Origin of the sequence: Atopobium sp. BS2 (genome assembly GCF_000565075.1) — a bacterium.
Taxonomy (GTDB): domain Bacteria; phylum Actinomycetota; class Coriobacteriia; order Coriobacteriales; family Atopobiaceae; genus Lancefieldella.
Genome location: NZ_JDFG01000033.1, coordinates 26,132 through 53,045, shown reverse-complemented (window position 1 = coordinate 53,045; position 26,914 = coordinate 26,132). Strand labels below are relative to the sequence as shown.

Genomic DNA, 26,914 nt, shown 5'->3' with positions numbered 1-26,914 from the left:
CTGTCACACGCAAAGCGTGCACCAACACGATTGAACGTAAAGACAACAAACCAAACAAAGTTGGTTCTGTCCTCACATTCATAGTATGTTACCAACCTACGCGATTCATCTGAACAAAATAACGGTGAGCGGTCAATATCGACCGTTCACAGAATTATTTGTAAACTTATGATTGCAAATTGTGAAATTCTCCATAAAGAAAATGAGCACCCAAAATGGATACTCATTTTACTTTTTGATATTTTGAGGCGTCAGCACTCTCTTAGCGAGTAACTCCCTCAAAGAAGGCGCCAATTGCGTGACTTGGCTCTTCGCCAGTAAGCGTAGAAATAACGTTTACCGCTGGTCCCAGAAGATCGATTGATGGGATGAGGCGCTGATCAAGCTCACGACGAATCTCTCTTCTGAGAGAGCCATCTGCAAAGGTGTGGAAGACTGCACGAGGGCGATTCTCATCTTCATGCTCGTTGAAGTATGCACGAACATCATCAACGCTATGAATGTTTGGAACCCTTACAATCTCTACGGATTCATCGCCAAACTGAGCAGCAGCAGCCTTAACTACTGCGGCACCGGTCTCTCCACGAGAGTCTGACAAAACGTAGACGATAGGCAGACCATCACCAAGAGAGTTGTTGTCAATATCAAGTGTGCTCATGCTGTAACCCTTTCAGTCAAGAATTCAGAAAGATACAAACATTTATCAGTCTAAGCGTACCCTACTTCTTGCGAGAAAGCACACTAATATCGGCGACATTACTAAATACCTGGGCAAATTTGTTCAAAAGACGTAAACGATTTCGGCGAACGGTATCATTTTCATCCATGACAAGTACTTTGTCAAAGAAAATATCAATTGGCTCACGCAGCTGAGACAGCGCAGAAACAGCAGCAGCATAGTCTGCACCAGCAAGAGCAGCAGCCACTTGCTCCTGGCCCTCTTCGCAAGCAGCGAGCAATGACATCTCTGGCTCAGTGAGAAGCTCTGTATCAACTTCTACGCCAAGAGAAACATCACTGAGGTGAGCTGCACGTGCATAAGCAGTAGCAAGATCCTCAAAGAGCTCAGGCTCGTTCTGACGCGCCTCATCAAGTGCGCGAGCACGCTGAAGGAACTCATCAGGATTGATAACGCCAATTGCACTGACAGCCTCAATAGCATCTGCAGAGATCTTCTCGTCCTTAGCAATAGAAGCAAGGCGGCCAATAAAGTACTGCTCAACCTGAGACTGAACAGACTCGTCAACAGCAAGACCCTGCTGGCGGTAAAGCTCCAGAGAGCTTGCAATAAGCTTCTTGAGGTCAAGGTTTGCCGTTGAGCGAACCAGTGCAATAACGCCAATAGCTGCACGACGAACAGCGTAAGGATCGGAAGAGCCGGTTGGAGGCTCGTTGATAGCAAAGATGCCGCAGATGGTATCAAGCTTGTCAGCAATAGCTACAAAGCGACCAATCTGGCCACTTGGGAGCTCGTCGCCGGCAAAACGAGGACGATAGTGCTCGCGAATAGCTGCAGCTACATCGCTCTTCTCGCCAGCTGCCTCTGCGTAGTATCCACCCATAACGCCCTGCTGGCTGGTGAACTCGACAACTGCCTGGCTGACAAGGTCTGCCTTAGCAAGATGAGCGGCGCGAGCAGCAAGTTCAGCCTCTTCCTTGCTGGAAGTCTCGTCAAGCGCAATCTCTGCAGCAAGAGCCTCCATACGCTGAGTCTTCTGCAGAACCGTACCAAGCTTCTCCTGGAAAACAACAGTCTCTAGACGCTGGGCAAACTCATCAAGCGTATGCTTCAAGTCCTCCTCAAAGAAGAACTTAGCGTCGTCGAGGCGAGCACGAACAACGCGCTCGTTGCCGTCAATGACGCGCTCAGCGCAAGATGGATCTGCATTAGAAACCACAATAAACTCGCGAGTTAGCTTACCCTCAGCGTCATAGATTGGGAAATAGCGCTGATTAGAAAGCATGGACTCAGTAATAATCTCTGAAGGAACGTTAAGAAATTCCTCGTCAAAGGTACCCACAAGAACCTGAGGCCACTCAGTTAGGTTAATGACCTCCTCAAAGACCTTCTCTGGCATATCAACGTGAGAGCCCGGACGAGCTGCTTCTACCTCTTTGATACCGGCGAGAATAACGTCTTTTCTCTGCTCCTGAAGCAGAACACCAGCATCTTTAAGTACCTGCTTATAGTCTGCTGGACTTGCAACCTCATGGTAACCAGGTCCAAGAACACGATGGCCCTGGGTGGTGTTTGAGCTCGTTACATCAGCGTATGTAACAGGAACAATCTCAGAACCAAAGAGAGCGCACAGCCAGCGAACAGGACGAACGTAGCGCTCATGGAAAGAACCCCAGCGCTGACTACGAGGCCAATCAAGTGCAGAAATCCAAGAAGTTGCCAGCTCAGAGAGAATCTTTGTAGCAGGAACTGAAGGAATATTGAGCTCTGCAAAGACATACTCATGACCGTCAGTATCTACACGACGAGTCAATGCATCAGCGCTCACGCCGCACTTGCGAGCAAATCCCTCAGCAGCCTTGGTTGGATTACCCTCTGCATCAAAAGCAATCTCTGCCTTAGGACCACGCTTGACCTCGGAAATCTCTTCTGTAGCCTCAGCAACGTCCTTTACATAGGCAGTTAAACGACGAGGTGTCGAGAGGATCTTAACTTCTCCAAATGACAAACCAGAGTCTTTAAGTCCGGAAACTACAAGCTTATTGAACTGAGCAATAGCTTTCTGCAATGGAGCAGAAGGCATCTCTTCAGAACCAATCTCAAAAAGGAAGTCTCTAACCTCAGCCATTTAAGCCACCTCCTCCTGAGTAGTTGCTGCAGGTGCTTTCTTAGAAGCAACCTCCTCCAAATACGATTCGCAGCATGCCTTAGCAACGGTGCGAACGCGAAGAATATAGTTAGCTCTCTCAACAGCAGAAAGAGCACCACGAGAGTCAAGCAGGTTGAATGCATGACTGCACTTCATAACGCAGTCATACGCAGGTAGTGGAAGCTTGCGCTCAAGGCAGCTGTGGCACTCTGCCTCATACTCGTCAAACTTCTCGCGCATAAGCTCAATGTTGGCTACCTCAAAGTTGTAAGTTGAGAACTCACGCTCGTTCTCCAAAAATACCTGGCCGTACGTCATTGGCGTGCCATCTGGCAGGTAACTCCACGCCAGGTCATAGACGGAATCTACACCCTGAGCATACATAGCAATACGCTCAAGACCATAGGTAATCTCAACAGGAACTGGGTCTACCTCAATACCGCCTACCTGCTGGAAGTACGTGAACTGAGTAACCTCCATGCCGTTAAGCCAGACCTCCCAGCCAAGACCCCAAGCACCAAGCGTTGGACTCTCCCAGTCGTCCTCAACAAAGCGAACGTCGTGGTCTTTTGGATCAAGGCCAATAGCGGCAAGTGAGCCAAGATAAAGGTCTTGAGAATCTGCAGGAGATGGCTTGAGCAAGACCTGGAACTGATAGTAATGCTGCAAACGGTTGGGGTTCTCGCCATAGCGTCCATCAGCAGGACGACGACAAGGTTGTGGATAGCAGGTACGCCAGGCATCAGGGCCAAGTGAGCGCAGGATAGTTGCGGTGTGGAAGGTACCGGCACCTACCTCAGAGTCATATGGCTGCATGACCGTGCAACCTTTTTCTGCCCAATAGTGTTCAAGGGTCAAAATCATATCTTGAAACGTAAGTGGTGTTGCGCTCATGATGTTCTTTCTCTCAAATGTCCGCCGTAAGTACTATAGCCCGCGAGCATGGTCAAAGGGCCAGAAAATAAACATTGCCTTAGATGTCACGGTAGAAACCGCAACAGCTCCAAAATATCTGGAATCCAGCGAGTTTGTTCTGTTATCCCCCATAACAAAAATATGACCTGCAGGAACAGTATACGGATAATTCTGAATTACGGCACCCGTGCGATCCGCAAGAGAATAGGTTGGCTTGCCTTCAGTGTAAGGCTCGTCCATAAGCTGACCGTCAACATATACAGCACCGTCGCGCAAATCTACCGTTTGACCTGCTGTAGCAATGACGCGCTTAACTAAAAGCGTATCGGGATTCTGAGGACTGGTGAAAGTAACTACATCACCTGCTTGCGGAGTACCGCCAAAACGATAGGTAAGCTTCTCTCCTACCAAACGATCCCCCAGCTGGATGGTATTGAGCATGGACCCTGTTGGGACCTCATATACCTCAGCCACAAACGTTCTAATAAAAAATGCCAGCGCAACAGCAACTGCAACAATTACCAGGTATTCAAAAATTTCAAGAACTTTGGAATGTCCACTACTCATCGTCATCACCAGATTGCTGATCAAGCTCTGCTAAATACACTCTGTCCTTCTCAGTGAGTTGAGCGCTCTCTAAGAGGTCTGGACGCCACGCACGAGTGCGAGCAAGTGCAGATTGTCGTCTCCAGACTGCTACCGCTCCGTGGTCTCCTGAAAGAAGCACAGACGGAACTTCTCGCCCCTCAAAATTTGCTGGACGCGTGTACTGAGCATACTCAAGAAGGCCATCGTCGGAGAATGACTCATCCTGTGAGCTCATCTCATCGCCAAGCGCACCAGGAAGCAAGCGCACAACCGAGTCAATCACGGTAAGCGCAGGAAGCTCTCCGCCCGTCAGCACGTAATCTCCCAGAGAAATAACGTCATCTGCCAGCTCGTAGACGCGCTCGTCCATGCCCTCATAGCGACCACAAACAAACAGAATGCGTTCTTTTTGAGCAAACTCTTGGGCGATAGCCTGGGAATACGGCCTACCAACTGGCGAGAAAAACACCACGTGGGGCTTAGGTTCCGCCTGATCAGAAATCTCACGAACTGCCTCAAAGATAGGAGCAGGCTTCATAAGCATGCCTTGTCCACCACCAAAAGGAGCATCATCTACCGTACGATGCCTATCATGCGTCCAGTCACGCAAGTCATGCGCATAGAACTCAAAAATATTTGCCTTTTGAGCTCTGCCCATAATAGAAGCATTTAAATAGGGCGAGAAAACCTCAGGAAATACTGAGAGCGTTTCTAGACGCATGCTACTCACCTAACCTAAGAAGGCCCTGAGGAATTGAGACGGTAATGGAGCCCTCGGCTGGGGCCTCTTTGATAAATTCATCCACGGCAGGCATCAGCACCTGTCCAAAAGGCCCCTCAATGACCCACACATTTTGTGTAGGTCCAACAAGAACCTCTGTAATTTCACCCAGAGAACCATGTTTTGTATCACGTACTTCTCTACCCACAAGTAGAGAAACATTTACCAGACCAAAGTTTTCTGGAAGACAATCTTCTTCTACCAGAAGCGTTTTACCCACAAGCTCTTCAGCGTCTGAGATGGTAGTTACGTCTTCAAAAGTTACAAGACTACCTTCTCTGTCATCTGACTCAACAGAGATAACTGAGAACTTCCTTGGTCCTTTAAGCGCAGGCGGAACAGGAACAACTGTCATGCCTTCAGCTATAAGAGAAGGAAGGCTGTGAACGGGAACCGTCACAACCTCCCCTCTTTTACCATGCGTTTTAACAATTTGAGCAATTGCTCGCCAGTGTTTACGCAAAATTAGCCTACAACCTCGACATCAACAGAGGTGCCAACACGCTGGCCAAGAGCACGAGCCAAAGTACGAATAGCCTTAATGGTTCTACCCTTGCGGCCGATGACACGTCCAGCGTCTTCCTCAGAGCAAGAAACCTCAATCAAGGCTCCATCCTCGCGATCGGTGACGTCGAGTGCAACAGCATCTTCATTATCGACAAGACCACAGACGATGTACTCAACAAGATCAGCGACCTTGTCAGAAGGCATCTCCTGAATGTCTTGATCGACAGCGTCTACCTCAGTGGGCTCTGTGAATTCAGACACGATTTACTCAGCCTCTGGAGCCTCGGACTCCTCAGCAGCTGCGGCAGCAGCCTCAGCAGCAGCCTCTGCAGCTGCAGCGGCCTTTGCCTGTGCCTTCTTGGAGAGCTTGGTCTTCTTCTCTGCAACTGGAGCACCAGTACGAGCGATCTCAATGAGGTGAGAAACTGCGCTTGTTGGCTGAGCGCCCTTTGCTACCCACTCATCAACCTTCTCGAGGTTGATATCAATCGTCTTTGGGCTAGTCAGTGGGTTATAACGACCGACTTCTTCAATGTAACGACCATCGCGAGGCATACGACCATCAGCGACAACTACGCGATAGTACGGACGCTTCTTGGCACCGTGACGGGCCAGACGAATCTTAACTGCCAATGAAAACTCCTCCATACGAGCGGTGCCTCGGATGTTAGATGGGCTGCACCGCAAAGCCACAAATCGGGTTACAAGTGTACAACAACGCATTAACCTCGAAAAGTATAAATTTGCTCTCTTCAAAAAGTACTCGTAATTTATGTATGAAACACTTGTTCTATTTGTACAAAAAGTATACACTATTTCTATGGAAACATCAAAGGACATATCAGATAAAAACGCACGTAAATCGTGTGATTTTGAGTGGCATGGTAAAGCCATTGGCCTTCTAGATCTTGATGCGTTCTTTGCGTCTGTAGAACAACTTGATCATCCTGAGTGGCGCGAAAAACCAGTAATTGTTGGAGGCTCACCCCACAAACGAGGCGTTGTTTCAACCGCCTCTTATGAAGCAAGGAAGTTTGGCGTTCATTCTGCCATGCCTTCAGCTACTGCGGTAAGGCTTTGTCCGCAAGCAATTTGGACCCCAGGACGCTATGACAGATACTCTGAAATGAGTGCTCTTGTTATGGGTTTTCTCAAAGATGAGACTCCCCTTGTTGAACAAGTTTCTATTGATGAGGCATTTTTTGACATCACTCCAGGCAGATTCTCTAAAGAAAATCCTTTAGAAATTTGTAAGCGCATACAAAAGAAAGTCGCAGCACTAGGTGTTACCTGTTCCATTGGCCTGGGAACAAACAAGACAATTGCCAAGATTGCCTCTGAGCAAGAAAAGCCTCGCGGTCTTACTGCGGTGTTTCCTGGTACAGAAGGCCGCTTTCTAGCACCTCTACCTATTGAGGCCATGAGCGGTATTGGTCCTGCTATGGCAAAGACACTTCATCAACAGGGAATCAAAACGCTTGGAGAGCTCTCAAGAGCAGATGCAACATATCTCACTTCCCTTGTAGGCAATACTGCCTCAAAAATGATTTTGCGCGCGCAAGGAAAAGAAGTCTCTGAAGTTCATGAAGCTGCCCAGCCTCGTGACGTTAAGTCTGTTTCTAACGAGAGAACCTTTGAAGCTGATTTGTTTGATAAACAAGAAATCGTAGAAGCTATTAGGCACATTGCTGGCGTTGTAGGAAGACGTCTTCGCCGAAAGCGGCTCCAAGGATATACCGTAACTCTCAAAGTAAAAGCCTCTGCAACAGAGTCTCATACCGCTCAAAAAAGGATGTCCACACCAACTGATGATGAGCACCTCTTTGCAGAGATTGCCGTTGGCCTGCTTCCTACCATTTGGAAAGAAGGGCAGCCAGTAAGACTGCTTGGTGTTGGTATTAGCTCATTTTCAGATGAGGAGCATGCCAAGCCAGTGCAAGCGTCACTTTTTGATCAATTTGAAGCTACGTTTGATGCCGCAGCCCCTGGGCCTACAACAAAAAAGAAACCTCGGAGTGACTTACGTCATCTCTCCGAGGTAACCGATAAACTCAAAGATAAATTTGGCGCTTATGCTGTGCAGTACGGTAGAGACCTACGCTTTGAACATCGCGTTTCTGACACCATGCCTACAGGCAAAAACGAGCAGATCTAGGACGCTCAACCTACTCAGTAGGATCAGCAGATTCTGGAAGATTGTCTACCAGGTCATCCTCGGAAAGCTCAAAGGCTGGAGCCAAAGCATCCTCTGGAAGATCGGCATAAGGAATCTCAGAAGTCATAGCGCCCTCAATATCTAGCTCTACACGAGGAGCGTCCGCCCAAAGTCGCTCAAGACGATAGTAGGACCTTACCTCAGGCTGGAATACGTGAACAACAACTGAACCGTAATCAATAAGAATCCAATTGAGACCGTCGCGACCCTCAGTAGAAATTGGACGAATGCCGCAGTTTGCCGTGACCTTCTCGCGAACTTCATCAACAATAGCGTCAGCCAAACGAGCATTTCCACCAGTGCAGATAACAAAGTAATCGCAAACATCACTGAGACCAGTTAGATCTAGTACCAGAATATCTTCAGCTTTCTTTTGATCTGCTGCAATTGCAGCAGTCTTTGCAAGCTCAAGTGAAGTTACAGCCATGAATTTCTCCGTTTTCTCATGTAGCCAGGCTACTTAGATGTCTTCTCAATCATCTCATTGTATAGGGCAATTGAGTTTGGATACAAATAACTCCTTGATGAAATCACATACATCATAACGCTACAAAACGCCGTCTCATAAAGCTCATCGAGAGAACCGCCACGTAAATATACGTTTCTTGCTTCTTCGACCGATGTAAAGTTTGGACGCAGAGGCTCAATAAGATCAGCTACATACAAGATTTTGTCTAGCTTGCTCATCTGGCGGTCGCCCGCAGTGTGCTTCTGAATGGCGCTGAGAATCTGCTCAGAAAGCCAAGGATAGATGGCTGGTAGCGTTTTTGCGGCGAGAGGACCATGTAAGAGCCCAACAATTTTCTGATAAGGAGCTTCTGTCTGGATACGAAAGCGCTCTGCCAGTTCAATGGTTTCTGCATCAGGAAGAAGTTTCTCCCAATCATGCAAAATACCTGCAACGCGAGCGCTCAACATATCTGCACCATAAGCCTGCGCAAGCGTTTCTGCACAATGTCCCACAGAGATAGAATGCGCAAAACGCTTAGGGTTCTTGTGATACATATGACTCTTCAAATCAGACTCAAGCTGATCAATAAGCACCTGTTGTTCTGCGGTGTAGACAATATCTTTTGCTATAAGTGTTCTTTCCATTATGTCCTACAAATTATTGAGTCAAACCTGATCTCCACCTGTTTGACACTGCCCCGATACGAGCGTATGTCAATCTGAGCAGCAGGTTACTTTGGCTTGACCACTTAATTGAGTGGCGTTGTGTCGGCGCCATAAAGCCCATGCTTGTGAATGTAACCTGTTACAGAATCGGGAGTTAGGTATCTGAGGCTCTGACCATTTTGAACTCTACTACGCAAGTAGCTTGATGAGATTGCTAGTGCGGGAACCTCAAGATAGGTTACCTTGAAGTCATAGAGTGAGTCTGCAATAACCTTTTGAGCACGACTCAGCTCATAACCAGGACGTGTTGCAGCAACAAAGTGAGCAAGCTCAGCTACGGTCTGTGCATCTTTCCAGGTGACAATATCAGCAATTGCATCTGCACCAGTAATAAAGAAAAATTCAACGTTAGAGGGATATACCTTACGCAATCTTCTGAGCGTTTCAGCGGTGTAGGTGATGCCCTCATAATCCACCTCAAAACGAGAAGCAACAAAATGAGGATTATCTGAGGTTGCCAGAAGCGTCATTGAGTAACGGTCTTCTCCCCTGGTAACTCCCTTATTTTGTTTGAACGCAGGGCGACCAGCAGGCATAAAGACAACCACATCAAGATCCAAATCATCATATGCCTGCTCAGCGGCTACCAAGTGACCGTTATGAATGGGGTCAAAGGTTCCACCCATGATTCCCAGACGATAGGTGCGGTTTTTATCCTGTCCCAAACGAGGCAGGCCAGGGTGCATGTTATTTAAGACGTCGGCTGCCATACTCTACTCAGTTTCTGAAGAAGTCTCAGCCACATGAGACGGATCAGATGGAGCCTCTTCAAACTCAACATCTTCAAATTGCTGATCTGAAGCGTCCTCGTCAGGAATCTCTATGCCATCTGTATTTGGTTTATTTGGATCCTCATAGGTAAAGGCAAGCTCAAGAATGCGAATCTCATCTCCGTCAACTGCACCAGCCTTTGCCAGCTGTACTTCAAGACCCATACGATCAAGACGACGCTGTAAATATGCCACAGCCTCATCATTGTCCCAATCGGTCTGAATAACCATGCGCTCAATCTGGCCGCCAGAGACACGCCAAGCATGACGTTCTTCTCGCTCAATGCGAAGCTTGTTATCACGACGAAGTCGCTGATGCTCCCAAGCCTCACTGCGGTCAACCGTTGGCGTAGTAATGGCAATTTCTTTGCGGAGCTCTGCCACTTCTGCAGCACAGGTAGTAACAAAATCATCAAGATTTAAACCTGTTACGGTAGAGATGGCAAAGAAAGTCCTACCATCAGCTTCTGCAGCCTTTCTGAGAGCCTCAATAGCATCTTCTGTACCAGGCATATCGCATTTATTTGCTACTACAATCTGAGGGCGGTCAGCCAGCTTTGAAGCGTACGCTTTAAGCTCCTCGTTAATAGCGTGGTAGTCCTCTACAGGATCTCTACCTTCATAGCCACCGGTAACATCGACCATATGGACAATAAGCGCTGTGCGCTCAATATGGCGAAGGAACTGATGACCAAGACCCTTACCCTCAGAGGCACCCTCGATAAGACCAGGGACGTCCGCGCAGACAAACGACTGACCGTTCTGTGCACGAACAACGCCCAAGTTTGGAACAAGGGTGGTAAAAGGATAGTCAGCAATCTTTGGACGAGCTGCACTGATACGTGCAATAAGAGAGCTCTTACCAACAGAAGGCATGCCCACCAAGGCCACATCTGCCATAAGCTTCATCTCTAGCTCAATCCAATGCTCTTGGGCTGGCTCGCCCTTCTCGGCAAATGCCGGTGCACGCCTCACTGAGGTGACAAAGTGAATGTTACCGCGGCCACCATTGCCACCAGGAGCAACAACTACCTGCTCACCGGGAGAAGTAAGATCGGCAATCTCGTAGAGTGGCTCTTGTGTAACTGGATCAAGCTCGCGCACAACGGTTCCCAGAGGTACCTTGAGCAGCAAATCTTGTCCGTCAGAACCATGGCGGCGAGCTCCCTTACCATGGGTGCCGCGCTCTGCTTTAAAGTGATGTTTGTAGCGGTAATCAATCAGGGACGAAAGCTGCGCGTCTGCAACAATGACAACATTGCCGCCGTGACCGCCATCGCCACCGTCAGGACCGCCTTTTGGAACATATGCTTCTCGGCGGAAAGACATGCAGCCTGCACCGCCGTCTCCACCTTTAACGTTGATATGACAAAGATCAGTGAAAGTTTCCACGTGTCCTCCTTCTAATACCTTAATGTTACGGCATTTACCAGCGAAGCACAGTGAAAACGCGAGAAGTTCTTATGAGAACACGAGGATAACAACAATTACTGCAACACCAAGAATCATCAAAGCAAAGTCTGATGGAGCCAAAGGATAGCGTTTAAATGCAGATGAAGCGTTCCTTAAATAGAAACCTCGTTGCTCAGCTGCAAGTGCCGAAGCATCAGCTTTTTTAACGGAACTTACCAACAAAGGAACAATCAAAGGCATGGTGAGCTGGAGCTTCTTAATTGGATTTTTGGTATCAAACTCAACGCCGCGAGCCATCTGAGCCTCCATAATATGGTTCATCTCGGAAGCAAAGACAGGCACAAAACGCAAAACCGTTGCAATGGTAAACGCATAAGGATAAGGAACATGCGCAACTTCTACCAGCGCATTCATGAGGTCTTCTACGCGCATAAGCGAGAGCATAGAAAGCAGCGGCAGTGCCAGCGCAATTGTTTTTAGGGCAACGTTAAAGCCGCGCTCCAAACCACCTACCGTGATGAATAAAAAGAGCGTTTGACCAGCAGGGGCAACAAGCGTCTGTACAACGCACAAGATAAGACCTAAGACAGCAAAGCCAAATACCAGCTTAAAAGTCTTCTGAGCATTCTGTGAGACAACTCCCACACAAATAGTGAGCGCGAGTACCGCAAGCACCTCAATCGTTCCTTGAGCGGCAAAGGCGGCCACAAAGAGCTCAAGCGCAAATACAAGCTTGGCCACGGGATTTGCCTTGTGAAGGAAGCTTGTTCCTTCGGTGTAATCAATAACACTACCCACGAGGAGCCTCCTTACCATTCAGCGTTGCCGCAATACGAGCAATCTCAAACTGATGCTGCAATGCCTCAAGCACCTCGGAAGCGCTGTTAAGCCCAGCAAATGATGGATCTACGTGCGCGCCCGCAAGTTTTGACAGTTGAATCATCTGAGGAGCCTCAACGTATGCTTCCTTCAAAACCTCATCTGCCGAGAAGATCTGTGCAACTTCCCCATCGTCTAGCACGCTACCATGTGCCATAACGACAATTCTTGTGGCAAAGTCCAGCACAACCTCCATGTCATGGCAAACCATAAGAACTGCACAGCCCTTCTCGCACAGTGATTTGACCATATTCATGACCTGCATACACTCTTTGTAATCCAGACCCGAAGTTGGCTCATCAAGCACAAGAATATCTGGCTCGCAGGCAACCACAGATGCAAGCGCAACCATCTGACGCTGTCCGCGAGAAAGCATGAACGGCGACGCATCTGCATCAAGTCCCATGCGATCAATTACTTCAAGCGCTTTCTTGCGCGCATCCTCTGCAGACACAGCCTTGAGCTCAAGACCAAACGCAATCTCCTCAAGGACACTCTCTTTACAGATCTGATAATCGGGATTTTGGAACAGCGTAGAGACGTGTTGAGCAATCTGCGATGTCTTCCAATCCTTGCACGATGCACCCTTAAGGTGAATGTCTCCCGATCGAGGACGCAACAGGCCATTTACCAGCTTAGTTAAAGTGGTTTTACCTGCGCCGTTTTGACCAACAAGTGCCACAAGCTCGCCAGGGCGCAAACTGAGGGAGACGCGCTCAACACCATCAGTACTCCCTTGATATTTAAAGGTGGCGTCGATAACGTCAAGAACAGATTGAACACTTGGCTGCTCTGCGTCTTGAAGAATGCCAATCCTGTCAAATGGGCCGCTCGATTCAGCAATCACAGGGCCATCTATTTTTGGAAGATACGTCTCCCCTGCTAACTCAACGTCATTAGTAGCTACTGGTTGAGAGTCCTCTGTAAGGGAAATGCTGCGATGCTGGAGAGCGCCTACACAGCACGCAAGCTGCTTGGCGGCTGACTGAACTGACAACGCAGTTTCATCGCAGACAGCACTGTTCGCCTCAGATAATAAATGAGCATACTCAGACTGATGAGAGAGCTCATGGACGCCTTTTGAGACGCGCACGCAACGAGGAACGTCAACGCCAACCTCTTGCAGTAAATCTACCTGAGAGAACACTTCCTCACCGCTACCGTATGCACAAATGGAGCCCTTGTCCATAACGGCAATCTTTGAGCAATACTTAGCGAGAAGACCTACTTTTTGCTCAATCACCACAACCGTAATACCTTTGGTTTTGTTGAGCTCTGAAAGGGTCTGGAAGATTAACTCGGACGACGTTGGATCTAAGGCCGCTGTTGGCTCATCAAGCACCATAACTTGTGGCTGAAGCGCCAAAAGTGCTGCTATAGCAACCTTTTGTTTCTGTCCACCAGAAAGAGAGGCAATCTCTCTAAAGCGGAGGTTGGCAATACCAACTGTCTCTAGAGCATAGGTAATGCGCTCTGGAATCTCTGCATGAGGAACTGCAAAGTTCTCAAGACCAAAAAGAAGTTCATCCTCAACAATTGAAGCAACCATTTGCGCGTTGATATCCTGGGTTACAGAACCCACAATTTTAGAGATATCAGTCAGCGCAACTGTGCAGGTATCCATTCCAGCGACAAGAATCTTTCCAAAGAAATTTCCTCTGAAGTGGTGAGGAATAGCGCCAGAAAGCGCAAGAGCAAGCGTGGACTTGCCTGCGCCAGAAGGACCAACAATACCTACAAAGTCACCCTCCTGAACGCTTAGTGACAGCTCATTCAGAGCATGCGCTGAGCTATCAGGATAGCTATATGACACAGATTGAACTTCAATAATAGACACAGTGTTCTCCAGGAAATAAGTGCGTATCTAAGAACTTATCGACCCAAAACCTTCTTAAGAGGAGCCGCAAGAACCTGAACAACAATAGCATTAAAGAATGCGGTTCCCACGATGACAGGAAGCATTACGTAGAAAAGCTCAATAGTTGCACCCTTGGCTGGAATAGCAATGGCAGCAAAGATCAAGCCAGAAATAAGAGTGGTTACAAAAGAACCAATTGCAGGCATTACTGGCTTATCTGCAAGAGCAGACCTTGTGAAAGCAAACATAACAAGTGAAGCTGCGCCCTCTGCAACAAAATCAGCACCAGGAACAGAGGTGGTCAGCTGAATAACGGTAGCTGCGATAAGACCAATAACCAGGCTCTGAACAGCATTTGGCTTCAGCAAAAGAATAGCCAGGCAGAACGAAGAAATAATAAACTCTGGACCAATTCCAATAGCACTAATTGCCTTACCAACGGTCAGGTTAAGAATAAAACCAGCAGCAATAAGGACGGCAACAAGGACTAGAGAAGTAACGTCCAATACTCCTGCATTTTTTGAAACAGCAACAACACGTGGTGCCTGATCTGCAGATCCTGCCTCTGTGCCTGCGGCGTCAACCTGATTGAGATTTTCTGTAGACATACAAACTCCTTTAACGCAAAACTAAAAACGTACAAACAAAACTTATAACAACACGGGTTTCTCGCCATCCGGATCTAGCAAGAAACGTACGCACAAAAAAAGCTCTCGGTCACCCGAGAGCCTCTAAATGCGTATGCAGAAGCAACTCATCGCTGACCGGAGAAAGACAAGTTGTTCCACCACCACTGCTGAGTGCATGTAGCGCGCATGATATGTCCTCCTCCCAAGAGCGTAAATTGCAATGTAAGAAGAATACCATTACTTTGCCAGATTGTGTCAAGAAATACATTAAGAAACAAATTAGAAACTGTAAACGGTACGCGTAAGAAACCGCGAGAAACAAAAAAGGGGTCCCGAAGGACCCCTTGAATGAACTGCGAATGTTCAAGAAAACTTATGCCTCAGCAGCAACGACGTTAACGACGTGCTTAGCACCCTTCTTAAACTCAACAACGCCATCGCAAAGTGCAAAGAGAGTGTCATCCTTGCCGCGACCAACGTTTACGCCAGGAGTGATGTGAGTACCACGCTGACGGATGATAATCTGGCCAGCCTTGATTGCCTGACCACCGTAAATCTTAACGCCAAGGCGCTGTGCTTGTGAGTCGCGACCATTACGGGAAGAGCCGAGACCTTTCTTGTGTGCCATAAATGCTACCTGCCTATCTCAATATCAGAAGTGACCAATTACTCTGCAGACTCGTCGGATGCCTTAGCAGCAGCCTTACGAGCGGTAGGGAGCGCGGTAACCTTCAGCTTAGTAAGGTTCTGACGGTGACCATTGGCGCGGTGATAGCGCTTACGCTTGTGGAACTTGAAGACGAGGACCTTCTTGTCCTTGTACTGCTCAAGAACCTCACAGGTAACCTTCTTAGAGGAAAGAGTGGCAGCGTCAGCAACAACCTTCTTGCCGTCGTTAAGCATAAGAACATCAAGCTTTACCTTATCGCCAGGCTGCGCATCAAGCTTCTCGACGCTGATTACGTCGCCCTTGGCAACCTTATACTGCTTGCCACCAGTTGCTACGATTGCGTACATGTGTGTAACCCTTCATTGCTGATTCTTGCAACGATTAATACTATCTTTGCATTTCTGAAGATCCGAGCAAAGATCTTCGCCGCCGTGACCTGTGACATCCGCGGGAAACTGTCGGTGTCCCATGTCCCTCGGCGAGAAACACAACTCGAAATAGTCTACTGCATATTTCAGAAAATTCCAAGACAAAACTACATGTTATAGAGGCTTCACAAGGAGTCCATTTTCTGAAACGTGTGCCTGTGAGGTGCGGCACACCCTCAACGAGTCAATGCCTTGTAGGCCATCCACTCCAGCTTGAGCTGCAATTCTTTGAGCCTCATAAATCAAAACTGCAGGTCTAAGCGCTGCTCTTGGATCTTGGAGTGTATCAAGCTCAAATGAAATGCGCGTTTCAGATGAGCTCTCAGAAATCTTATAGCCCGCAAACGTTGTCTCTAAATTGACCACTTTTTGCTTATCTCTGCGCATGTATGTCAGCTCTTTTTTGGCGAGAAGATCCTCAAACCCCCAACGCAATGCGTCTGACCTAAGACCTTCTCCCAAAATGTCACATCTCCAGTGAGCGGCATTCAACCATGCTTCAAGCGCTGGTAGCGACCGATCAACGTAGCTGGCAGCAAACGGAGCAAGCGCGGGAGGCGTAGCCGACAACAGCCTCTCTAACGCTTCATTCGGGTCCACGTATTCTGTGAGCTTCAAGTCAAAGTACTCCGCCTCAGACGAAGCGCCAACAGGAAGCGCCTGAGAGAACTGAACGCCCATGCGCTTTGCAAAGCCATTACCTACCCTAAATGGCAGCTGAGCTCTACGAACACAGCGCTCAATGGTACCAATAAGCTCAAGGTGTCCTAAAAACGCAAGGCGGTCATCTTTCTTGTAAGCCACGCGAAGCCTAAAAATCTCTGCTCCACGCTCCGTCATAATCTCTGGCTGAATCTGTGGTCTACCAGCGCGCCAGTCTTTCTTCGCCGGTTCAACCACCTCAGGAGCTACGCTCTCTACCTGCTTATCCGTCATGAGCGCACCCCCATCAACACGTTATCGACCTTCAAGGTCTGGCAGACTGCACATCCCGTACAAGAGGTAAACGTACAGTCAGGTGTAGTAACTTCATCCAGTGCTCGACGATATTCTCGCTGCAAATAGCCCTTGGAGACGCCAGGAGACGTATGGTCCCAAGGAAGTTTTGCCTGAATATCAAAGGTTTCTGTTGCAATATCAGAGAGCGAGAAACCCAGACTTTCTGCTGCCGCATTCCAAGCATCAAGATTAAACTCGCTGGTCCATGCATCAAACTTACAACCGTTTTTCCAAGCCCGGTAAATCAAATCAAAACCGTCGCGACCCATCTTTGAAAGCGCACCTTCTACCAGGGACGTTCCAGAATCATGATAGGCAATCTTGAGTCCCCTATCGTGATTTGACGACAAGAGCAACTGCTGTCTACGCTGGGCTTCCTCACGAGAAATCTGGCCAACCCACTGGAATGGCGTGTAGGACTTGGGCACAAATACGGCAACTGAGGCAGAAACCGTAACGCCCTTGCCGCCAATTTCTCGACCAATATCTAAAATACGCTTTGCAACTGCGGGAATGGCTTGAATGTCTTCATCGGTTTCTGTTGGAAGGCCCATCATAAAGTAGAGCTTCATGCGGCGCCAGCCGTTTTCAAACGCATTTCTAGCTGCCGATTCAAGATCATCCTCGGTAACATTTTTGTTGATGACATCACGCATGCGCTGGGAGCCTGCTTCTGGTGCAAACGTCAGTCCGCCGCGCCTTGAGGTAGAAACAGCGTCTGCCATCTCCGCGCCAAACGCGTCCATACGCTGGGAAGGAATGGAGATTCGCACGCCGCGTTTACGCAAATCAGAGTTCATACGGCGCAGAATATAGCCGCACTGAGAGTGATCCGTTGTAGAGAGCGACGTGAGCGAGACCTCATCGTAGCCGCTCTTCAAAAGGCCTTCCTCGCCTGCTTTAATAATCTGCTGAGCAGGGCGCTCGCGAACAGGACGATACGTCATACCAGCCTGACAGAACCTACAGCCGCGAGCACAGCCGCGCTGAATCTCTAGAGCCAGCCTGTCCTGAACAATTTCGGTATACGGAACAATGCGCTGCGCAACAGGGTCTGTTACTGAAAGATCTGGTAGGCAACGTTTATAGACCACGCTTGGTGCACTACTTCCCTCTTTAGGGACCGCATAACCCCAGCGTGTTGCGGTATTGTCGTGCACAATCTGATAAAGCGACGGCACGTAGACACCTTGAATCTCAGACAACCTCTGCAAAATCTCTTGGCGAGAAACTCCGTCAAGCTTGGAAGTTCTCACGCACTCGCACATCTCTACCAGCGCTTCTTCGCCATCACCTAAAAGAATTGCATCAAAGAGCGGGGCCACTGGCTCTGAGTTCCAAACAGAAGGACCGCCACCAAAAATAAGCGGGTCCTCTTCATCACGTTCTTCAGCGAGCAATGGAATGCCTGCTAAATCAAGCGTTTCTATAATATTGGTTGCGATCATTTCATGCGCAAGGGTGAAGCCCACTACATCAAAAGATGCTAAAGGCGCAGCACCCTCCAACGAAAGCAGTGGCACGTTACGTTTACGCATAAGCGCTGCCATATCAGTCCAAGGCAGATAGGCGCGCTCACAAGAAATATGAGGCGCCTTATTCAAAGCGTTATAGAGAATGGCAATGCCCAAATTAGGCTGACCCACCTCGTACACGTCAGCGTAAACCATACATACGTGAAAAGGGCCTTCTTGCTCCTCTACGGCCCCCCACTCGTGATTCAAGTATCTTGAGGGTTTCTCGACATGCGGAAGCATGGGCTCAATGAGATGGAAGAGATTTTCTCGTTTAACACGCACGATAGTCAACTTTCTATCTTTTGGCGAGGGACTGTGTGGTTGCTATCTCTACGGTATTTGATTGTGAATTTGTATCTGCTGTTGCGCTTGCGCCTGTAGAAGCACTCGAAGTGCCGGTTTTGGTAGAAGAATCAGCTGCTACCCCGTCGCGTTTCTCGGCAATTTTGCGAGCGTACGCGTGAATGACGCGAGCAGTAGTGTGAGTTCCTGCGTATCCCATGCCAGCCTTAAGCGCCCAGCCAAACCCTGGAACTGTGCCTGCGACCGTGCGTGCAACCGTACGGTATCCAAAGCCCGCACCCACAACGCCGAGAAGTTCGGCGATGGTTTCAACACTCATATTGATGTTATAGGCGGAGGTAATATCAAGTGCGAGTCTAATCTGGCGCGCTGTCATCAGCGGCATATCAGAGCCGGGAACCAATGCCACAGCACCAATAGCAGCATTTTCTTTAGCGCAAGCAGCAGTTATCTGTTTGACCACTTGAGTTCTACAAAGAGGATACGCTGCCGCAAAAGAGACTGATTTTTCTGTTGACGTTGCAATCCATGAAGAGAGTCGATCAAAGAGCACTTCTTCAGTGGTACCCGCAACAATGCTAATAAGCCCTGTGTTGTAGAGCGTATCAGCAATTTGTTGCGCTTCAACTGCAGACTCTACAACCACCGCACAAGGAATTGAATGACTTACCAACATGGTAAGGGCGTCCTCGTACTGTGATGTTGGCGTAGGAATAATCACCGCAATATCAGGAATAGCAGCATTCTTTCCCGTGCGACCAATGCCTCCAGAAACAAACGAAACACCGTCCGCAAGTTTAGAGACGCGCACCGTTGCATCTGTTCTCTCTGGCATAAAATACGAATGTACAGCCAGGATTACCTCTTCAGAAGCAAGGGAATCAACGTAGATATGCGTATGAGTTGGCTCTAGAGATGAAAGCGACCCGCGGAATTCTTGTAATACAGAGGTGGCAAGTTTGCCCAAGCTGTTTCTTTTTGCCATGGCTTATGCCGCCTTTGTTCTATGTCTGTAAACAGACTGGACGATTCCTACAGAAACGAGCTGAGCAATCATCGATGTTGATCCAAAGCTGATAAAAGGCAGAGGAATGCCGGTAATAGGCATGATACCAATACACATGCCAACATTCTGTAAAACCTGGAACGACCACATGGCTGCACAACCAACAAGTACCAGCTTAGAGAAGGTATTCTCGGTCTTCATGGCAAACAGAATGGTTGCAAAAATCATCCATGCAAAAAGTGAAAGCATAACGAATGCACCAAGAAAGCCAAACTCTTCCGAGAAGAGTGCAAAAACAAAGTCTGTGTGTGCCTCTGGTAAGAATCGTCCACTTGCCTGCGTAGCGTTACCTGGTCCTTTTCCAATAAAGCCACCAGAACCTACGGCAATCTTTGCCTGTTGCAGGTTATAGCCGTCTCCCGACGGATCAACGGAAGGATCCAAGAAGACGGTAAGACGCTTCATCTGGTACTCCTTAAGAATGTGAGGAATACCAGGAATCATAGAAGTCACAACAACAAGAGCAACAACAGCAATGAGCAAAAGAACGGTCACAAGAATCCAAGAACGTTTTGCACCAGAGCAAATGATGATGGTGGCTCCGATAACCAAAATAATCAGGCCAGTTCCCAAGTCAGGCAAAAGCATAATGGAGCCGAATGGAACCATCAATGTTCCACAAAGCTTTACATAGTCTCTTAGTGTTTCTACCTTACCGTTATACTGAGCACTCACCGAAGCCATAAGGAAGATTGTGACAATCTTTCCCAGCTCAGACGGCTGAAATCTAAATCCAACAAGTGGGATATTAACCCAACCAGTCATACCCTTAACCGAAACGCCAAATCCGGGAATCTTAGGCAAAATCATCAATACAACTACGCCAACAATCAGCACATTTGTCATATTTGAAAGTGCTCTGTAGTCATAGCGCCACATAAGCGTGGCAAAAACAAGGCCCAAACCAATGCCCAGAAGGTGCCTAGGAAAACTAGCTTCGGCAATGTTCATCGATGCGGTCCAGATAACCACAATGCCGATGAGGACGAGAAGTGCCGCAGGAACAAGCTGTGCTAGATAGAGATTACTCAAGATATTCTTACCAGTAAGCTTCTCTTTCTTGGCAAGGCCGCCTGAAGGAATACCTCCACGCCTCCTAAAAGGTGAGTTCATTCTCTGTTTTGTAACTGCAGATGAATCAAGTGCCATGGGTTTCTCGCCTCCTTACCTACCAACATTGTCTGGCTGATTATAAATTGCGCCAAAGACGTCTCGAACAATATACATACCAGAGCTAGCACCAGCAGGTGCACAATCAAGGTTTGCAGCAATAACATACTGAGGCTTATCTGCAGGTGCATAGCCAACAAACCAACCAACGGGCTCGCCAATAGACTGCTGCTCAGCAGTACCCGTCTTACCACAAACAGTAACATCCAGATTAGTCCAGTGGATAGTCTGAGTAGCTGACTCCTCGTAGACAACGCCATAAAGACCACGAGCAACAATGTCTCGGTGCTCATCTTTTTCTTCTGGGCTCAGAATGACCTCGTTTTTATACTCAATAACAGAGCCATTTCCGTTTCTGGCATTAATACTCTTCAAAACATGTGGTTTGTAAATTGGACCTCGGTTTGCAATACCACAATACGCATTTGCCATCTGGAGGCAAGTTACCAAAAGATCGCCCTGTCCAATTGCAAGGTTACAGTTGTCGCCACCCTGCCACTTACGAGCATCATCAGGTGAGCTGGTAAAGTAATTCCACTTCCACTCTGCATCAGGAACGCGGCCAGATGCCTCTTCTGGAAGGTCAATACCAGAAAGCGCACCAAGTCCAAAGGCGCGGAATGTCTCTTGCATGCCCTCTGGATGATCGTTGTTATAGAAGAAGCCCTTACCAATCTCATAAAAAACAATATCGCAAGAGTTGGTAATACCGGTAATCAGATTAACGGTGCCGTGACCAGAAAGAAGCCAACAGTGCATGCCGTACTGCTCGCCAAAACCAGTCCAGAAACCCGTGCAATACCAGCTGGAATTTCCGTCACAAATGCCGTATTTGAGTCCGGCAAAGGTAGTAAGTGCTTTGATGGTAGATCCAGATGGATACTGTCCAGCAATTGCGCGGTTCATCAGCGGATAGTTTGCCTCTTCAGAAGAAAGCGTATCCCAGTCAGAACTGGAAATACCTCCAACAAACATTGAAGGTGAATACGTTGGATAGCTTGCCATAGCAATAACTTCACCGTTGGTGCAATCAAGTGCCACCACACTTGCACTGCGACCTTGGAAGTCTTGTGATCTAACGGTGTTGATAACACTGACAAGGGATGCTTCTGCTGCTTTTTGGATGTTTGCATCAATGGTCAAAACAACATCTGAGCCGCTCTGAGGAGCAATAGACGTTGAGTGAGATAAAACATTACCAGCAGCGTCAACATACACCGTTTGTTCACCACGAACACCCTGAAGAGCGGACTCGTACTGATACTCAACACCCGTTTGTCCCACGATATCGCCGTGGGCATACACAAAGCCGCCATCCGCAGTTTTACTGCTTTCAAGCTGCTCTTGTGTAACGGTTCCGGTGTAGCCAACAACATGAGCTGCAAGAGAACCGTTTGGATAGGCGCGCTGGGTACGCTCCTCAATTGAAACGCCATCAAGCAAAGCGCCATGAGCGTAAATGTAGGCAACTACGCGCCTAGAAACATCTACAGAAACCGTGCGAAGCGCTTGGGCGCCATCAGAGGTATCCATGATTTTTCTGCGCACCGCCAACATAGGCATACCCAAGAGGTTAGCAAGAATCTGCAGCTTAATGTAGTCTTCTGCAACGTCTGCTCGAGCTACTACCGTTGGGCTTGGCCTGTTAGTAACAATCTCCACGCCATTTCTGTCCAGAATGCGACCGCGAGGAGCTGCGGTAGTAACTGTTCGCGTACGGTTTCTCTCTGCTTGCTCAGTATAGTCAGCTGACGATAAGAGCTGCATGGTCCAAAGACGACCAATAAGCACGGCAAACATACCGCCAACAGCAATTGCAAATCCGATAAGTCTGGACGAGAGGGTCTTCTCGGCAGAGCCGTCAGAACCACCAGACGCCTTGGGAGCGCCGCCACCAATATCAAAGGTAAACGGCGAGTCTTTTCTACCAAAGGTGAGGTAAACAATGATCAAACCAATTGCTGCAACAGCGCAACAAGCAAGGATAACAAGGGTGAAATTCATACTATCCCCTTATTTAAGGCGCTGTGGAGCTCGGTGAGATCCGCGATAGAGCGTTGTTCCACCCAAAGAAGAGTGAGATCTTTGGGAATGCGAAAGCACGTAGAAAACAGGTAGAGCCGCCAAAAGAGTAAATAACATGGTGGGGAAAGACTTAAACAGCAGTCCCTCAAAGAAGTTGCCGCCAGAGCCAATCAAAGAGTTGATGAGCTGGTACATAAAGGTAACGCCAAAGGTCTGAAGCGCCACAAAACCCATTGAGGTGCCAAAATTGCCAGAAATTCTGTCTCTCACCTCTTGGCCCATGAAATAAGAGCTCACCACAAGCAAGAGTGCCATGAGGCCAATGGGATTGGCAGAAGTCAAATCATAGATAAGACCAGCAATAAAGCCGCATATCACGCCGGTTTTACCACCATATCTCAGCGCAATAGCTGCCGAGAAAATCAGTGCAAAATTGATAACTCCCCCACCAAAAGAAACCTGTGGTGTAAGCATAATCTGCAAAATGAAGCAAATAACAGCAAGAACGGCGATGCTGCGTGTGTTTTTATTTCTATCAGAAACCTGCATGCATCCCCCTTAATCTGTTCTTCCGCTGTTATGTTGTGTATTACCCGTTGGAGCAGCAACTGTTGCATTCTGCTGAGTGTTTGTTGTGTTGTTTGTTGAACCGCTGCCAGTTGAACCGCTCGATGAAGACGTAGAGGATCCGTCTTTTGAGTCTTTATCCTTACCGTCTGAATCAGTTGCTGTTGGAGTGTTTTGCTTATCTGCCTCTGCAATATCATCTGCGGTAGCTTTTTGCTCCTCAGAAAGAGACGTGATAACCATTACCTCCTCGTTAGTGCTGACATTTCCATAAGGCTCAACAACAATGGTGTAATAGAGCGATCCTGGAGCTGCCTCAACGCTGGTAACCTTACCTAGAGGAAGGCCCTTAGGGAATACGCCACCAAGACCGCTGGTAACAACTGTATCGCCTACGGCAACCTTCTGGTTGGTGTTGATGAGGTTAAGAGTAATCTGTCTTGACGCAGAACCCATAAGCATGCCTTGAGCTCGACTGCTTTGAACCATAGCAGCCACACCGCTCTTCTCGTCAGTGATAAGACGAACGGTAGAGGTTGTAGGACCACACTCAATAATCTGGCCGATAACGCCACCGCTATCAACAACAGGCATGCCAACAGCCAGCCCGGACGAAGTTCCCTTGTCAATCACGATGGTGTTATTGAACGAGTCAGTAGAACCAGAGATAACACGGGCGCCCGTGGACTGCAGGTTATAGGTATTTTTGAGGTCGAGAAGACCCTGCAGACGCTGCGTGGACTGATTTGTCTCTTCTAGCTCTGCATTTCTTGAACGCAACTGCTCATTTTCTGCCTTGAGGTCAGAAAGCGTTTGCTGGTCTGCTGTTAAGTTACTAAAAATGTTACCAATGCCCTGGAAAGGCATGGCAATAGCAGAACCCGCCATTCTAAAAGGCATGGTAATAGTAGAGAACCCACCTCGAACCATCTCGAGCGGTCCTTCTGTACCCATACGAGCGCTGACCGTCAATAACACAATTGAAAGCAGCGAAAGAATAATAAAACTACGGCCACCCGTATGCTTATTATTGTTAGATCCAAGGCCTGTTGAAGCACCCTGGATCTGATGAGACAATGGCATATTTATTGGCCTGCACTCTGAACAAATCCACCGGACAATGCGTTAGCCTCAAGAACCTTTGCACAACCGGTAACAACATTTTCTAACGCGGTTGGGCTTACGTTAACGGGAACGCCAGTCTCTTCACGAAGTCTTTGATCAAGACCGCGAAGCATTCCGCCGCCACCGGTAAGCAAAATACCGTAGTACATAAGATCAGAGGCAAGATCTGGTGGAGTCACATCAAGCGCATCTTTGACAGCCTTGGTGACCTCGTCAAGAGGACGATCAAGGGCACGACGAATCTCTTCTGACTCAATACGAACAGTCTTTGGAAGGCCACTCATGACGTCACGACCATTTACCTCAACGTCAAGCTCTTCTGCGAGAGGAGCTGCTGAGCCAACCTTAATCTTGATATCTTCTGCGGTACGCTCACCAATAGAGAGGTTGTAGGCATCACGAACGTGCTCAAGAATAGTTTGATCAAACTCGTCACCTGCAGTTCTGATGGACTGCGAGACAACAATACCGCCCATGGAGATAACGGCAACCTCGGTAGTACCGCCACCAATGTCTACAACCATAGAACCTGTAGGATCCTCAATTGGAAGGTCTGCACCAATAGCTGCAGCCATGGGCTCTTCAATCAAGAATGCCTGGCGAGCGCCTGCCTGAATAGTTGCTTCAAAAACAGCGCGTTTCTCGACAGATGTAACGCCAGAAGGAACGCAAACAACTACGCGTGGACGTGGTGACCAAGGATATTTGCGCTCACGTGCCTTCTCGATGAAGTAACGAAGCATAACCTCAGTAACATCAAAGTCTGCAATGACGCCGTCTTTAAGAGGGCGCTCAGCAATGATGGAGCCAGGAGTACGGCCAATCATGCGCTTTGCATCAGCGCCAACAGCCAGAACGCGGCTCTCGCTTTTATCGATTGCAACAACCGATGGCTCATTGATGACAATACCCTGACCACGAACTGCAACAAGGGTGTTTGCAGTTCCCAGATCGATGGCTAGGTCTCCGCCATATTCTCCGAAGAGCGAATCGAAGATAGACATGATATCCAATCAAACGTGCTACGCGTGTGCGTAATTATCCTGCAGAAAGAACGGTTAAAACAGTTTAGTACTAGTTACCAGACTTTGAAGAGCTGGAGGAACTATTAGAGGAATTTGAGGAGTTAGATCCATTAGTTCCAGAGGTAGTTCCCGAATTAGAGCCGTTAGTACCAGAAGTTGTGCCAGAGTTCTGGTTATTCTGGCTTACGTATGAAGTGGTAACGCTTGCAACCTTCCAGCCAATACCATCACGGACAAGCTCAATGGTGTAGTCAACGTTGCCGCCATTAGAAAGACTGACAGAAGCATTAACTGTAGAGTGAGTCATGCTCTGGTCAACACCGTTGATGGTAACAGCGGAGCTTGTTGGCAGGCTGTTAGAAATCTGCTGAAGCGTTGTACTAGAGACAGAGCTAGAGACATAGCGACCAATATCGGTGCCCTGTGCCTTAGCGTTGAAAATATCCTGAACAACAGACTGCTGAGTTGGCCATCCATAGCCACGATAGTAAGCATAACCAGCGCCACCAACAGCCAAGATAAGCAAAATAAGAATAGTAATGAAGACCTTAAGGCCGGTGTGGCGATGCTTACGCCTAATCTTCTTGTCCTTCTTATCCTGCTCAATAATCTCCTGCTCAGTAATCTGGAAGAAGCCAGTATCTTCTGCAGAAGGGATGAGCTCGCCGGACATACCTGTAGGATCCAGTGGATCGTAGGCACCATAGCCAGCTGCCTGAAGGAAGGCATCAGTCTCAGATGGCTTGCCAGAAGCCATTGCAGTAATAGCCTTGCGAGCTGCATCAAAAGCAGACTGCTGCTGATTAGACAGAACAAAACTGCCATCAGCAGTAGCGTGAGTGAATGCATCAACTGCCTCAGACATGCGATTTGCTGCAACGTATGCAAGACCAAGATCTGCATAAATCTTATTGGAATTATCCAGAGGATTAGCAAAATCAAGAGCAGTACGATATGCCTCAACAGCATCAACAGGCCTGTTCAAACCCATGAAACATGCGCCTAGGCTGCAAAGTGCTGATGAAGGATTAGGGTTCTTCTCGTCAACTGCAGCGTTTCTGTAAGCAATGCCGGCGTTACGAATATCACCAATCTTCTCGTATGCAGAACCAAGAGCAAGCTGTGCCTTATAAGGAGTTGCGTAAGAGGCGTCCTGGACAGCGTTAGTAAGGGCAGCAATAGCCTCCTGTACCCTACCAGCAGCCAGAAGTGCGCGACCCTGATTAGTAGAGAGAGCGCCAACCTTGCCGTAGGAAGCGTCAGTAAGAGCGGACTTGTAAGCAGAAGCTGCGGAATCAAACTGTCCAAGCTTCATATAAGCGTTTCCAAGAAGGTGGTCAATCTGACCGTTTACCTCGCCTGGCTCTTTAGCCACATCAAACTGACTGATAGCTACAAACCAGTCGCCCTGATCATATGCAGATTTACCTAACTCAAATGCCTGTTGATTCACAATATCC

General features: G+C 48.2%; 27 protein-coding genes. 1 reads left to right on the top strand and 26 read right to left on the bottom strand.

Going from position 1 to position 26,914, the window contains the following annotated elements; translation table 11 throughout:
• Positions 1-262: 262 nt before the first annotated feature.
• The 8 genes from HMPREF1492_RS04025 to rpsP all read right to left on the bottom strand — a co-directional run bounded on the left by HMPREF1492_RS04025 (position 263) and on the right by rpsP (position 6,252).
• Positions 263-658: a kinase/pyrophosphorylase gene (locus HMPREF1492_RS04025; protein ID WP_035431209.1), complete on the bottom strand. Its 396-nt coding sequence runs from the start codon at positions 656-658 to the stop codon at positions 263-265.
• 61 nt (positions 659-719) lie between these two features.
• The gene (gene glyS / locus HMPREF1492_RS04020) at positions 720-2,807 is read right to left on the bottom strand and encodes a glycine--tRNA ligase subunit beta (protein WP_035436138.1); all 2,088 of its coding nucleotides are present in this window, start codon (positions 2,805-2,807) and stop codon (positions 720-722) included.
• On the bottom strand, positions 2,808-3,722 hold the full coding sequence (locus HMPREF1492_RS04015) for a glycine--tRNA ligase subunit alpha (protein ID WP_035436136.1): 915 nt from the start codon (positions 3,720-3,722) through the stop codon (positions 2,808-2,810).
• A 33-nt stretch (positions 3,723-3,755) separates the two neighbouring features.
• On the bottom strand, positions 3,756-4,310 hold the full coding sequence (lepB, locus tag HMPREF1492_RS04010; RefSeq protein WP_035436134.1) for a signal peptidase I: 555 nt from the start codon (positions 4,308-4,310) through the stop codon (positions 3,756-3,758).
• The gene (trmD, locus tag HMPREF1492_RS04005; protein ID WP_035436130.1) at positions 4,303-5,052 is read right to left on the bottom strand and encodes a tRNA (guanosine(37)-N1)-methyltransferase TrmD; all 750 of its coding nucleotides are present in this window, start codon (positions 5,050-5,052) and stop codon (positions 4,303-4,305) included. The genes lepB and trmD overlap by 8 nt, the downstream gene beginning before the upstream one ends.
• 1 nt (position 5,053) lies before the next feature.
• On the bottom strand, positions 5,054-5,575 hold the full coding sequence (locus HMPREF1492_RS04000; RefSeq protein ID WP_035436127.1) for a ribosome maturation factor RimM: 522 nt from the start codon (positions 5,573-5,575) through the stop codon (positions 5,054-5,056).
• 2 nt (positions 5,576-5,577) lie between these two features.
• On the bottom strand, positions 5,578-5,823 hold the full coding sequence (locus HMPREF1492_RS03995) for a KH domain-containing protein (protein WP_081433531.1): 246 nt from the start codon (positions 5,821-5,823) through the stop codon (positions 5,578-5,580).
• A gap of 60 nt (positions 5,824-5,883) precedes the next feature.
• A complete protein-coding gene (gene rpsP, locus HMPREF1492_RS03990) occupies positions 5,884-6,252 on the bottom strand; it encodes a 30S ribosomal protein S16 (protein WP_035427446.1) in 369 nt (122 codons plus the stop codon).
• 187 nt (positions 6,253-6,439) lie between these two features.
• Between rpsP and dinB the strand changes: the two genes are divergently transcribed.
• Entirely contained in the window at positions 6,440-7,774 is a 1,335-nt protein-coding gene (gene dinB, locus HMPREF1492_RS03985) for a DNA polymerase IV (protein WP_035436125.1), read from the top strand.
• 10 nt (positions 7,775-7,784) lie between these two features.
• Here the strand turns inward: dinB and rsfS are convergent, their stop codons facing one another.
• From rsfS to HMPREF1492_RS03895, 18 genes are all read right to left on the bottom strand, one after another.
• Positions 7,785-8,261: a ribosome silencing factor gene (gene rsfS / locus HMPREF1492_RS03980; protein ID WP_035436123.1), complete on the bottom strand. Its 477-nt coding sequence runs from the start codon at positions 8,259-8,261 to the stop codon at positions 7,785-7,787.
• Positions 8,262-8,290: 29 nt separating this feature from the next.
• Entirely contained in the window at positions 8,291-8,929 is a 639-nt protein-coding gene (gene yqeK, locus HMPREF1492_RS03975) for a bis(5'-nucleosyl)-tetraphosphatase (symmetrical) YqeK (protein ID WP_035436122.1), read from the bottom strand.
• 104 nt (positions 8,930-9,033) lie between these two features.
• Positions 9,034-9,720 carry a nicotinate-nucleotide adenylyltransferase gene (nadD, locus tag HMPREF1492_RS03970; RefSeq protein ID WP_035436119.1) on the bottom strand — a complete coding sequence of 229 codons (687 nt, stop codon included), beginning with the start codon at positions 9,718-9,720 and terminating at the stop codon, positions 9,034-9,036.
• 3 nt (positions 9,721-9,723) lie between these two features.
• The gene (obgE, locus tag HMPREF1492_RS03965; RefSeq protein ID WP_035436117.1) at positions 9,724-11,172 is read right to left on the bottom strand and encodes a GTPase ObgE; all 1,449 of its coding nucleotides are present in this window, start codon (positions 11,170-11,172) and stop codon (positions 9,724-9,726) included.
• A 69-nt stretch (positions 11,173-11,241) separates the two neighbouring features.
• Complete coding sequence (locus tag HMPREF1492_RS03960; protein WP_035431236.1) at positions 11,242-11,991, bottom strand: energy-coupling factor transporter transmembrane component T family protein; 750 nt, start codon at positions 11,989-11,991, stop codon at positions 11,242-11,244.
• Positions 11,984-13,909, bottom strand: coding sequence for an ABC transporter ATP-binding protein (locus HMPREF1492_RS03955; RefSeq protein ID WP_035436114.1), 1,926 nt, complete (start codon positions 13,907-13,909; stop codon positions 11,984-11,986). Before HMPREF1492_RS03955 ends, HMPREF1492_RS03960 begins: the two co-directional genes overlap by 8 nt.
• 35 nt (positions 13,910-13,944) lie before the next feature.
• Positions 13,945-14,538 (bottom strand): hypothetical protein, encoded by a 594-nt coding sequence (locus HMPREF1492_RS03950; protein ID WP_035436112.1) that lies wholly within the window; start codon positions 14,536-14,538, stop codon positions 13,945-13,947.
• Positions 14,539-14,932: 394 nt separating this feature from the next.
• Positions 14,933-15,187 carry a 50S ribosomal protein L27 gene (gene rpmA, locus HMPREF1492_RS03945; RefSeq protein ID WP_012808765.1) on the bottom strand — a complete coding sequence of 85 codons (255 nt, stop codon included), beginning with the start codon at positions 15,185-15,187 and terminating at the stop codon, positions 14,933-14,935.
• Between the two features lie 38 nt (positions 15,188-15,225).
• Positions 15,226-15,576: a 50S ribosomal protein L21 gene (rplU, locus tag HMPREF1492_RS03940; protein WP_035427428.1), complete on the bottom strand. Its 351-nt coding sequence runs from the start codon at positions 15,574-15,576 to the stop codon at positions 15,226-15,228.
• A gap of 195 nt (positions 15,577-15,771) precedes the next feature.
• Positions 15,772-16,593 (bottom strand): TIGR03936 family radical SAM-associated protein, encoded by an 822-nt coding sequence (locus tag HMPREF1492_RS07275; RefSeq protein ID WP_051479392.1) that lies wholly within the window; start codon positions 16,591-16,593, stop codon positions 15,772-15,774.
• Entirely contained in the window at positions 16,590-18,455 is a 1,866-nt protein-coding gene (locus HMPREF1492_RS03930; protein WP_035436309.1) for a TIGR03960 family B12-binding radical SAM protein, read from the bottom strand. The genes HMPREF1492_RS07275 and HMPREF1492_RS03930 overlap by 4 nt, the downstream gene beginning before the upstream one ends.
• 13 nt (positions 18,456-18,468) lie before the next feature.
• Positions 18,469-19,461, bottom strand: coding sequence for a hypothetical protein (locus HMPREF1492_RS07270; RefSeq protein ID WP_051479391.1), 993 nt, complete (start codon positions 19,459-19,461; stop codon positions 18,469-18,471).
• Between the two features lie 3 nt (positions 19,462-19,464).
• Positions 19,465-20,691, bottom strand: a complete 1,227-nt coding sequence (locus HMPREF1492_RS03920; RefSeq protein WP_035436110.1) for an FtsW/RodA/SpoVE family cell cycle protein — start codon at positions 20,689-20,691, stop codon at positions 19,465-19,467.
• Between the two features lie 15 nt (positions 20,692-20,706).
• A complete protein-coding gene (gene mrdA / locus HMPREF1492_RS03915; RefSeq protein WP_035436108.1) occupies positions 20,707-22,716 on the bottom strand; it encodes a penicillin-binding protein 2 in 2,010 nt (669 codons plus the stop codon).
• Positions 22,717-22,725: 9 nt separating this feature from the next.
• Entirely contained in the window at positions 22,726-23,286 is a 561-nt protein-coding gene (gene mreD, locus HMPREF1492_RS03910) for a rod shape-determining protein MreD (protein ID WP_035436105.1), read from the bottom strand.
• 9 nt (positions 23,287-23,295) lie between these two features.
• Positions 23,296-24,387 carry a rod shape-determining protein MreC gene (mreC, locus tag HMPREF1492_RS03905; RefSeq protein ID WP_035436104.1) on the bottom strand — a complete coding sequence of 364 codons (1,092 nt, stop codon included), beginning with the start codon at positions 24,385-24,387 and terminating at the stop codon, positions 23,296-23,298.
• Positions 24,388-24,389: 2 nt separating this feature from the next.
• Positions 24,390-25,433 (bottom strand): rod shape-determining protein, encoded by a 1,044-nt coding sequence (locus HMPREF1492_RS03900; RefSeq protein ID WP_012808756.1) that lies wholly within the window; start codon positions 25,431-25,433, stop codon positions 24,390-24,392.
• A gap of 70 nt (positions 25,434-25,503) precedes the next feature.
• Positions 25,504-26,907 (bottom strand): tetratricopeptide repeat protein, encoded by a 1,404-nt coding sequence (locus HMPREF1492_RS03895; RefSeq protein WP_035436102.1) that lies wholly within the window; start codon positions 26,905-26,907, stop codon positions 25,504-25,506.
• Positions 26,908-26,914 lie beyond the last annotated feature (7 nt).